The organism is Actinoplanes sp. NPDC024001 (genome assembly GCF_040638955.1).
Lineage (GTDB): Bacteria > Actinomycetota > Actinomycetes > Mycobacteriales > Micromonosporaceae > Actinoplanes.
This window is the reverse complement of record NZ_JBEZZB010000005.1, coordinates 110,625-119,385: the sequence shown is the minus strand read 5'-3', so window position 1 is coordinate 119,385 and position 8,761 is coordinate 110,625. Positions and strand designations below refer to the sequence as shown.

Here is an 8,761-nt window from a genome sequence, read left to right as displayed (position 1 = left end):
AGCCGGCGGCCGGCCCGCCGGTGGAGGAGGTGGCCCGGGCGGTCGGCAGGACGCGCCGTGCCACCGTGGCGCCGCCGCTCCCGCCGCAGGCCAAACCCGGCACCGGCGACCAGGAGCCCGGCGAGGCCGCCGCCCCGCCGCCGGAGACCACCGAGGACGGCGTGCAGGCGGTCCTGGAGATCCGTGACGCGACCAGCAGCTCGGTCCGGCTGACCTGGAGCAGCGCCGACGACGACGCCCGCTATGAGGTCTCCGTCGACGGCAAGCCGGTGGCGACCACGAACGCCACCCGGGCCCGGCTGATCGGCCTCAAGCCGGACGCCAGGTACACGGTGGAGATCCGCAACCGCAAGCTGGGCTACCGCGCCAAGGGCACCGCGGTCACCGCGCCCGCGGCCCGGCCGGTGCAGAACTCGTGGTTCGTTCTCACCAACGCGCTGACCGGCGGCGCCGCCGACCTGTACGCGGCCCGCACCGACGACGGCACCCCGGTGACGCTCGGCGGGGCCGACGGCGGCGCCCAGCAGCAGTGGCAGCTGGTGCCGGCCGAGAACAACAGCTACTCGCTCGTGTCGAAGGCGAGCAACCGATGCGCGGTGGCGCTCGGCGGCACACCTGCCGCCGGCACGCCGCTCGTGCAGGGCGACTGCTACGCCACGAGCGGGGCGCGCTGGATGTTGCAGGCCTCCGACTACGGGTTCACGCTGCGCAGCACCACCGGCAACCTGGTGGTGGGCGTGGGCTCCCAGCGCTTCGGCCCACACCGGGTGCTGGTGCTGCAGAAGGACACCGGACAGCGACACCAGAGCTGGACGGCGGTTCCCGACTAGGGATCGCCCGTGCTCCAGCTCCAGGATCGACAGGAGAGGCGGATGCCGAAGCTACTGAGCAGGCCGAGAACCGAGCCGGACGACGATCCGGCCCGGTTCAACCGACGGCGGCTGGTGCGCTGGCTGACGATCCTGACCGTCGGCACCGTGACGATCGTCGCCTGCTGGCAGGACCCGCTCTACCCGTAGGTGGCGGTGTAGGCGTCGATCTCGGCGAGCAGCTCCGCCTTGCCGGCGGCCGGCCGGAAGCTGTGCCGGACCGCCGCCTTCGCCAGCTCGGCCACGCCGGCCGCGTCCAGGCCGAGCAGGCCGGCCGCGGCCGCGTACTCACCCTCCAGGGTGGTGCCGAACATCGGCGGGTCGTCGGAGTTGATGCTGACCGGGACCCCGGCCGCGACCAGCGTCGCGAGCGGGTGCTCGGCCAGCGTGGCGACGGCCCGGGTCCGCAGGTTCGAGGTCGGGCACACCTCCAGCGGGATCTGGTGCTCGGCCAGGTGCGCCATCAGCCGCTCGTCCTGGGCGGCGGCGATGCCGTGCCCGATCCGCTCGGCGCCCAGGTCGCGCAGCGCGTCCCAGATCGTCTGCGGACCGGTGGTCTCGCCCGCGTGCGGCACGCTGTGCAGCCCGGCCGCCCGCGCCTTGTCGAAGTACGGCTTGAACTGCGGCCGCGGCACCCCGATCTCGGGACCGCCGAGCCCGAAACTGATCAAGCCGTCGGGGCGCTCCTCCAGGGCGATCCGCAGGGTCTCCTCGGCCGACGCCAGGCCGGCCTCCCCCGGGATGTCGAAGCACCAGCGCAGCTCCACCCCGAAGTCGCGGGCGGCGCCGGTCCGGGCGTCCTCGATCGCCTCGCAGAACGCCGGCGCCGGGATGCCCCGCCGCACGCTGGAGTACGGCGTGACGGTGAGTTCCGCGTACCGCACCTGCTGGCGGGCCAGTTCCCGGCCGATCTCGTAGGTCAGCAGCCGGACGTCCTCCGGGTCGCGGATCAGGTCCACCACGCTCAGGTAGACCTCGATGAAGTGGGCGAAGTCCCGGAACTCGAAGTATTCCGCCAGCAGCGCCGGGTCGGCCGGCACCGGTGAGCTGCCCTCGTGCCGGGCGGCCAGCTCGGCCACGATCCGCGGAGACGCCGAGCCCACGTGATGGACGTGCAGCTCGGCCTTCGGCAGGCCGGCGATGAACGACGTCAGATCGGTCAAGAGTGCGTTCCCCCTGTCAAGACTGCGTTCCCTGAATGGAAGCCACCACGAAGATACGGCGGAAGGGAAACGCCACGAGGCCGTGCCACTCGGGATGGGTCTCGGCGATCCGGATCGCCAGCTCGGCCCGGAATTCCGCCCAGTCCGCCTCGTCCAGCGCGGCGCGCACCGGGCGCAGCGCGGTGCCCTCCATCCAGCGCAGTACCGGATGGTCCTCCCCGGGCACGGCGGGCAGCAGGTGCAGGTAGGTGGTCTCCCAGGCGTCGACGGTGGCGCCCGCACCGGTCAGCAGCGCGGCGTACCCCGCCGCGTCGTCGACCGGGTCGTCGCGGAGCAGGTCGGCCAGGCGCCCGGCGTAGCGGCCGGTCCGGCCCAGCTCGCGGACCGCGCGGTGGCCGGGACTGTCGAAGTTGCCGGGCACCTGCATCGCCAGCCACGCGCCGGACGGCAGCTCGGTGACCCAGCGGGCGAGCATGTCCTGGTGACCGGGCACCCACTGCAGGGCGGCGTTGGTGACCACCACGTCGACGTCCGGCTCCGGCCGCCAGCCGGCGATGTCACCGAGCCGGAAGTCCACCGGCCCGGGGTCGGCGCGAGCTTTCTCGATCATCTCGGGGGACGAGTCGACCCCGGTGACCCGGGCGCCCGGCCAGCGCTTGGCGAGGGTCCGGGTCAGCTCGCCGGGCCCGCATCCCAGGTCGACGACAGCGCGCGGCTGCTCGGCGCCGATCTGCCGGACCAGGTCGAAGAAGGGACGGGAACGTTCGGCGCCGAAGCGCCGGTAGACGGCAGGATCCCACATGGCGTTCTCCCTTAAACCGTACGTTCGTTTTGTTTCAACCTATCAGCCGGGCGGTAGGGTCACGACGTGGAAAAACGAAGCTTCCGGAAGCTGGGACGTGATGTCGGTGTGGTCGGCCTCGGCGCCTGGCAGCTCGGCGCCGACTGGGGCGAGGTCAGCGAGGCCGACGCGCACGCGACCCTGCAGGCCGCCGTCGACGCGGGCGTGACCTTCATCGACACCGCCGACGTGTACGGCGACGGCCGCAGCGAGCAGATCATCGGCTCGTTCGTCAAGGACCGTCCCGGCCTCACCGTGTTCACCAAGATGGGCCGCCGGCTCCCCCAGGAGCCGGGCAACTACCACCTCGACAACTTCCGCGCCTGGACCGACCGCTCCCGCGCCAACCTCGGCGTCGACACACTCGACCTGGTGCAGCTGCACTGCCCGCCCACCCCGGTCTACTCCTCCGACGAGGTCTTCGACGGCCTCGACACGCTCGTGCAGGAGAAGCGGATCGCGGCGTACGGCGTGAGCGTGGAGCGCGTCGACGAGGCGCTCACCGCGATCGCCCGGCCGGGTGTCGCCAGCGTGCAGATCATCCTCAACGCGTTCCGGCTCAAGCCCCTGGAGCGGGTGCTGCCCGCCGCAGCCGAGGCCGGGGTCGGCGTCATCGCCCGGGTCCCGCTCGCCAGTGGCCTGCTCTCCGGCCGCTACGACGAGCACACCACCTTCAGCGCCGACGACCACCGCAACTACAACCGGCACGGCGAGGCGTTCGACGTCGGCGAGACCTTCTCCGGCGTGGACTTCCGGGTCGGCCTCGAAGCGGTTCGCCGGCTGCGACCGCTGGTTCCGGAGGGCGCCACGATGGCGCAATTCGCGCTTCGCTGGATCATCGATCAGCCCGGCCTCACCGTGGTGATCCCCGGCGCCCGCAACCCGGAACAGGCGCGTGCGAACGCGGCGGCTGCCGATCTGTCACCACTCACCCCGGAAACCCGAGAAATGATCTCCGCGGTCTACGATGAGTTGATTCGCCCCCAGGTGCACGACAAATGGTGAACAATGAAACCGAGTCGCCGCGATTGAGGGGCTGGCTCACGATGTCCCTCGGGCTGCTGGCGATGGTCCTCGGCGCGGTGTGGACGCTTCAGGGCCTGGGTTACCTCACCGACAGTCTGATGAGCGACGAGCCGATCTGGGCGATCGCCGGCGGCGCGCTGCTCGTGGCCGGCATCGTCCTCGTGGTCATCGGGATGCGCCGCCGCACGGCCGGGCACAACCGGCCTGAGCAGCCGTAACAGACGAAGATGGCCCCGCACCCTCGGGCGAGGTTGCGGGGCCACGGTCGGGCCGGCCTCCGCCAGGCGGCCGGCGTGCCAGTCTCACGACTGGCTTATAGGTCTCAGAGCGGGCGAACCTGCTCCGCCTGCGGGCCCTTCTGGCCCTGGGCGATCTCGAACTCCACCCGCTGGTTCTCTTCCAGAGTGCGGTAGCCGCTCGTCTGGATGGCCGAGAAGTGGACGAACACGTCAGCACCCCCGCCGTCGACGGTGATGAAGCCGAAGCCCTTGTCTGCGTTGAACCACTTCACGGTTCCTTGCGCCATGCTGAACTCTCCTTCTGAAAATGCCGGCCCGCCCAACCGCGGCAGCGCGGGGCCGATGACCGTTTTCGAGCAGCGGCGCCGCGAGGCGGCCCTTTCAGAGGACGTCCCATCCACCCGGCCTCGGGACACCTGCCGACCCTCCCGGGATGGGGCCGGCGTCCCGCGGTCAAGCGGAAGCAGCGAACCACGTACGCAAAAACTGGCCACACTGTACCCGAAAAACGGGCCGTAAAGCTGCCCCTCGTAAGAATCCAATAATGGGTGGCCGATATGGAAAAGGTCCCCCACTTCGCGGTGGCGAAGCGGGGAACCGGCAAGACCCCTGTCGATACGGAAGATGATCTAGTCGGGCCACGTACCCGTCAGTTTGTGGGTACCGATCGCACCGCCACGGTGGACCGCGGCCTTCACCACGGCGAAGATCGCGCCCTGCAACGCGGCGGCCGCGAGGATCTCGCCCCAGCCGCGATCCGGGTCGCCGGCGTCGGGTGCGTCGTCGTCGCCGGAGATCACCTTCCACGCCTCTTTGAAGAGGAAACCCGCCACCGCACCGGCCGCGAAGCCCAGCCCCACGTTCATCGGCTTCAACGCCAGCTTGCTCAACTTGCCCGCCATCAACGCCTCCCGCGCACGATCAGAATCACGCCGACCACCGCCGCCAGCCCGGCGACCACCAGAACGGTGGGGAACGGGCTGGTGCGGACCGGCTCGACCGCCGAACCGCGGACGCGCTCGGAGGCCACCAGAGCCTTCTCGCGCACCCGGCCGGTCATCGCGGCCGCCTGCGTCAGTACCCGTTCCTTGGTGTGTTCCACCTGTTCCCGGGCGCGCGCCTTGACGTCCGCCCGGGCCGCCAGCGCCTGCACCGTTTCCCCGAGCTCGGCACGAGTCTGCTTTATCTCCTCCCGCAGCACCGCCAGATCCGGCTTTGCGGAACCGTTCTTCTCACTCATGCTCGGCTACGCTCCTTGACCGCCTGCTTCACCTCGTCGACATCGGCCTTCAGGTTCTGGATCGCGGCCTGCGGCTCGGGCGGCGTCGCCCGGCGCAGCTGGTTCCGGCCCAGCAGAGCGAGCACCCCGGCCACCGCGAAGAGCACGACGGTGACGATGAGAGCCGCGAGCCAGAGGTCCAGGAACAGATCCAGCACGATGACCAGTGTGGCGATCAGCGCGCCCACGCCGTACCCCGCCAGCACGCCCGCGCCGCCGAACAGGCCCGCGCCGATCCCGGCGTGCTTGCCCTTCTCCGCCAGCTCGGCCTTGGCGAGCGTCAGCTCGTCGCGCACCAGACGACTGAGTTGTTCGCTCGCGCGCTGCACCAGCTCCGCGGTGGACTGCTCGGAGAGCGGCTTGACGGGAGCAGTGTTGACAACAGCGGGAGCGCCGTTCAAGACATCGGCCATCGTGTCCCCCTTTCCGTGTGATCGGGGTATGCCCTGATCACGACCGCCTCAATCCTCGCGCTCCGGGGCAAGCGGCGCGGTCTCATCTATCGGCGCGAACGGGTGCCATCATGCCGTCCGGGCCGCCGAACGTGGCCCCACGGTCATCACCGTCGTCACCACCGCTGAAGACGCGTGCCGCGTCGGAGGCGGCGCCGAGATCGGCCCGGTGGACCGGACGCTGCGCAGCCGGTTGCCGGGACACCGACTCGAGCTCGGCACGCATCCGCGGCAGCGCACCGCGCTGGTGCTCCCAGATCCAGGCGACGAGGCGTTCGCGGACCAGGCAGCGCAGGTCCCACAGCGCTCCCGCGTCGTTCGCGCTGACCAGCGCCCGCAGCCGGATGTTGCCCCCGATCGCCTCGGTCACCTGCAGCACGCAGACCCGGCTGTCCCACAGGTCGGTGCCCTCGCAGACGCGTTGCAGCTCGGCCCGGATCGGCTCGATCGGGGTGGACCAGTCCACGTCGACCTCGGCGGTGCCCAGCACCGCGGACCCGGTCCGCGTCCAGTTCTGGAACGGCTTGGTGGTGAAGTAGGAGGACGGCAGGATGAGCCGCCGGTCGTCCCAGATCTGCACGACCACCACGGTCAGGGTGATCTCCTCGATCCGGCCCCACTCCCCCTCGACCACGACCACGTCGTCCACCCGGATGGCGTCGTTGAAGGCAAGCTGGATCCCGGCGAACACGTTGCCGAGTGTGCTCTGCGCGGCCAGCGCCGCGACCACGCTGATCACGCCGGCCGAGGCGAGCAGGCTGGCGCCGAGCGCCCGGATGCCCGGAAAGGTCATCAACATGACGCCGACGGTGAGCACCACGATGGCGGCGACGGTGACCCGCCGCAACATCACCACCTGGGTCTTGATCCGGCGGTGCCGGCGGTTGTCCGGCACGTCGGTCCGCCAGCGGGCGAGCGCGACGTCCTCCATCACCAGGAGCATCGCGCCGACGAACCAGGCGAACGCCGCGATGCACAGCAGCACGAGCGCGTGCATCACCCCGCCGCGGTACTGGAAGTCACCGGCGAAGACCCGGATCGCCTGCTGCGCGGTGAGCAGGGTGACGGCGGTCAGAAACGGGCGGTGAACCTTGCGGGCCAGGTCGGCGGCGAGCATGGACCGGCGGCCCAGCCGCACCATGATCCGATGGAGCACCTCGACGAGCACGATCGCCGCACCGGCCGAGACCACGACGGCGAGCAGGGCGGTCATCAGGCTGGACACAAGCCTTCCTCTCCACGAACGGATTTGTGCCAGCGATTGAGCTTGCCCGTCGGGAGGCCGTGAACACCAGCGGCGGCAGATGTCGGAGAAACCTCACATCTGCCGCCCACCGGATAACAGGTCAGATCTTTCGGTACTTGGCCTGCGCGATGCAGTAGACACCGAAGGCGGCGATACCGGCCGCGATCAGCACCAGCAGCCAGACGCCCCACGAGTAACCGGCCAGCGTCTTGAGCGCGGCGTCCAGACCGCGGGCCTTCTCCGGGTCGTAGTTGACGGCGGCGGTCACGAACAGCCCACCGGCGATGGCGTAGGCGACGCCCTTGGACATGTAGCCGGCCATGCCCAACCGGATGATCGGCTGGCGGGTGCCGGCGGTCATCTGCTGGGTGTTGAGGTGCTTGACGAACTTGCGCTTCCAGCCGTAGTAGAACATCCCGACGCCGACGCCGAGCACCACGAGACCGATCAGCGCGACCAGCCAGCGGCCACCGGACGAGCTCATCAGGCCGGAGGTCTTGCTCTCGTAGCTGTCGCCCATCGAGGCGTTCGCGCCCTGCACGATCTTGACGGCCATCCAGGCGAGGTAGCCGTAGAGCACGGCCCGCACGCCGGAGAGCACCCGCTCGGCCATCGCGGTGCGGTTGCGCTCACCGCTCTCGCCGATCGCGGCCTCGAAGGCCTGCCAGATCGCCATCGCCGCCAGGCCGATGGCGATGACGATGAGCAGCGTCTTGCCGTACGACTCGCCGGCGATCTGCTGCAGGGCGCCGGACTGGTCGCTCTCCTGGCTCGACCCGGCGATGGCGACCTGCAGCGCGATCCAGGCGAAGAGCAGGTGAATGATGCCGTACCCGATGAAGCCGCCCCGGGCCAGATACTCAAGCGGCTTGCTCTCGGCGGCCCGTGACGCGTGGTATTTGACGTTCGAGGTCGTGGAGGACATGCCCCCGGATATGACCGAGCGCGACGATCGTCAAACTTCGGCTACGGCTTGGACACCTCTATCTGAATCTGGTCCGCCGTCACACTCTCCAGCTGGACCTGCAGCCCGGCGACGTCGACCGCCTGCTGGCCCTTGGTCAGCTGGATCTGCTCACCGCCGACGTCCAGCGTCACGGTGTTCTCGTCGGCGCTGACGAATTTCGCCTCCACGCCCAGCACGCTCACGCTGGCGTTGTTCTCCCGCGCGATGGAGACCGTGCACTGGTCGAGACCGCAGCTCACGTCGTCACCACACCCGGTGAGCAACGCGAGGCCGAAGGCGGCGGAGGCGAGAGCGGCGACGGCGCGGCGACGGTTCTTGGAGATCAACACCCCTGCAACGGTACGCGGTGCGAGCAAATTTAAGCTGTTCGAATGAGTGACTACCCGGTCCAGGACAACCCCGCCCGGCGCCGATTCGAGCTGCTCGTGGACGGTGAGGTCGGCGCGCTGGCGACGTACCACGTCCGGGACGGCGCGATCATGATCCTGCACACCGAGACCGCGCCCGCGATGCAGGGCCGCGGCCTGGCCTCGGAGCTGGCCCGCCAGACGCTCGACCAGCTCCGCGAACGCGGCGACCGGGTGATCCCGTCCTGCCCGTTCTTCGCCCACTACATCGCCGAGCACCCGGAGTACGCCGACCTGGTCGCCCGCTGAACCGGCCGCGGCGCCTGAGCCGG

General features: G+C 70.1%; 14 protein-coding genes. 5 read left to right on the top strand and 9 right to left on the bottom strand.

Translation table 11 applies throughout. The features are described from left to right. On the top strand, positions 1–830 hold an 830-nt coding region (locus tag AB0F81_RS04240), incomplete at its 5' end, for an RICIN domain-containing protein (RefSeq protein ID WP_360190664.1). A 42-nt stretch (positions 831–872) separates the two neighbouring features. Continuing rightward, a complete protein-coding gene (locus AB0F81_RS04235) occupies positions 873–1,019 on the top strand; it encodes a hypothetical protein (protein WP_360190661.1) in 147 nt (48 codons plus the stop codon). Here the strand turns inward: AB0F81_RS04235 and AB0F81_RS04230 are convergent. Together AB0F81_RS04230 and AB0F81_RS04225 are read right to left on the bottom strand one after the other, a co-directional pair. Continuing rightward, the gene (locus AB0F81_RS04230) at positions 1,010–2,032 is read right to left on the bottom strand and encodes an adenosine deaminase (RefSeq protein ID WP_360190659.1); all 1,023 of its coding nucleotides are present in this window, start codon (positions 2,030–2,032) and stop codon (positions 1,010–1,012) included. The genes AB0F81_RS04235 and AB0F81_RS04230 overlap by 10 nt on opposite strands. Positions 2,033–2,048: 16 nt before the next feature. Further along, positions 2,049–2,834 carry a trans-aconitate 2-methyltransferase gene (locus AB0F81_RS04225; protein WP_360190656.1) on the bottom strand — a complete coding sequence of 262 codons (786 nt, stop codon included), beginning with the start codon at positions 2,832–2,834 and terminating at the stop codon, positions 2,049–2,051. Positions 2,835–2,900: 66 nt separating this feature from the next. On the opposite strand from AB0F81_RS04225, the gene AB0F81_RS04220 reads away from it, so the two are divergent. Together AB0F81_RS04220 and AB0F81_RS04215 are read left to right on the top strand one after the other, a co-directional pair. Continuing rightward, on the top strand, positions 2,901–3,878 hold the full coding sequence (locus AB0F81_RS04220; RefSeq protein WP_360190653.1) for an aldo/keto reductase: 978 nt from the start codon (positions 2,901–2,903) through the stop codon (positions 3,876–3,878). Beyond that, entirely contained in the window at positions 3,872–4,117 is a 246-nt protein-coding gene (locus AB0F81_RS04215) for a hypothetical protein (protein ID WP_360190650.1), read from the top strand. The genes AB0F81_RS04220 and AB0F81_RS04215 overlap by 7 nt, the downstream gene beginning before the upstream one ends. A gap of 104 nt (positions 4,118–4,221) precedes the next feature. Here AB0F81_RS04215 and AB0F81_RS04210 read toward each other — a convergent pair whose 3' ends face one another. From AB0F81_RS04210 to AB0F81_RS04180, 7 genes are all read right to left on the bottom strand, one after another. After that, a complete protein-coding gene (locus AB0F81_RS04210) occupies positions 4,222–4,425 on the bottom strand; it encodes a cold-shock protein (protein ID WP_011905669.1) in 204 nt (67 codons plus the stop codon). A gap of 342 nt (positions 4,426–4,767) precedes the next feature. Beyond that, a complete protein-coding gene (locus tag AB0F81_RS04205; RefSeq protein ID WP_360190645.1) occupies positions 4,768–5,040 on the bottom strand; it encodes a DUF4235 domain-containing protein in 273 nt (90 codons plus the stop codon). Further along, complete coding sequence (locus tag AB0F81_RS04200) at positions 5,040–5,378, bottom strand: DUF3618 domain-containing protein (protein ID WP_360190643.1); 339 nt, start codon at positions 5,376–5,378, stop codon at positions 5,040–5,042. The genes AB0F81_RS04205 and AB0F81_RS04200 overlap by 1 nt, the downstream gene beginning before the upstream one ends. Beyond that, entirely contained in the window at positions 5,375–5,830 is a 456-nt protein-coding gene (locus tag AB0F81_RS04195; protein WP_360190641.1) for a phage holin family protein, read from the bottom strand. Before AB0F81_RS04195 ends, AB0F81_RS04200 begins: the two co-directional genes overlap by 4 nt. A gap of 82 nt (positions 5,831–5,912) precedes the next feature. Beyond that, positions 5,913–7,082: a mechanosensitive ion channel domain-containing protein gene (locus AB0F81_RS04190; protein WP_360190682.1), complete on the bottom strand. Its 1,170-nt coding sequence runs from the start codon at positions 7,080–7,082 to the stop codon at positions 5,913–5,915. Between the two features lie 133 nt (positions 7,083–7,215). Next, positions 7,216–8,040, bottom strand: coding sequence for a DUF1206 domain-containing protein (locus AB0F81_RS04185; protein ID WP_360190638.1), 825 nt, complete (start codon positions 8,038–8,040; stop codon positions 7,216–7,218). Positions 8,041–8,081: 41 nt separating this feature from the next. Beyond that, entirely contained in the window at positions 8,082–8,411 is a 330-nt protein-coding gene (locus tag AB0F81_RS04180; RefSeq protein ID WP_360190635.1) for a hypothetical protein, read from the bottom strand. 42 nt (positions 8,412–8,453) lie between these two features. Here AB0F81_RS04180 and AB0F81_RS04175 point away from each other — a divergent pair, with 42 nt between their 5' ends. Further along, positions 8,454–8,738 carry a GNAT family N-acetyltransferase gene (locus AB0F81_RS04175; RefSeq protein WP_360190633.1) on the top strand — a complete coding sequence of 95 codons (285 nt, stop codon included), beginning with the start codon at positions 8,454–8,456 and terminating at the stop codon, positions 8,736–8,738. Positions 8,739–8,761 lie beyond the last annotated feature (23 nt).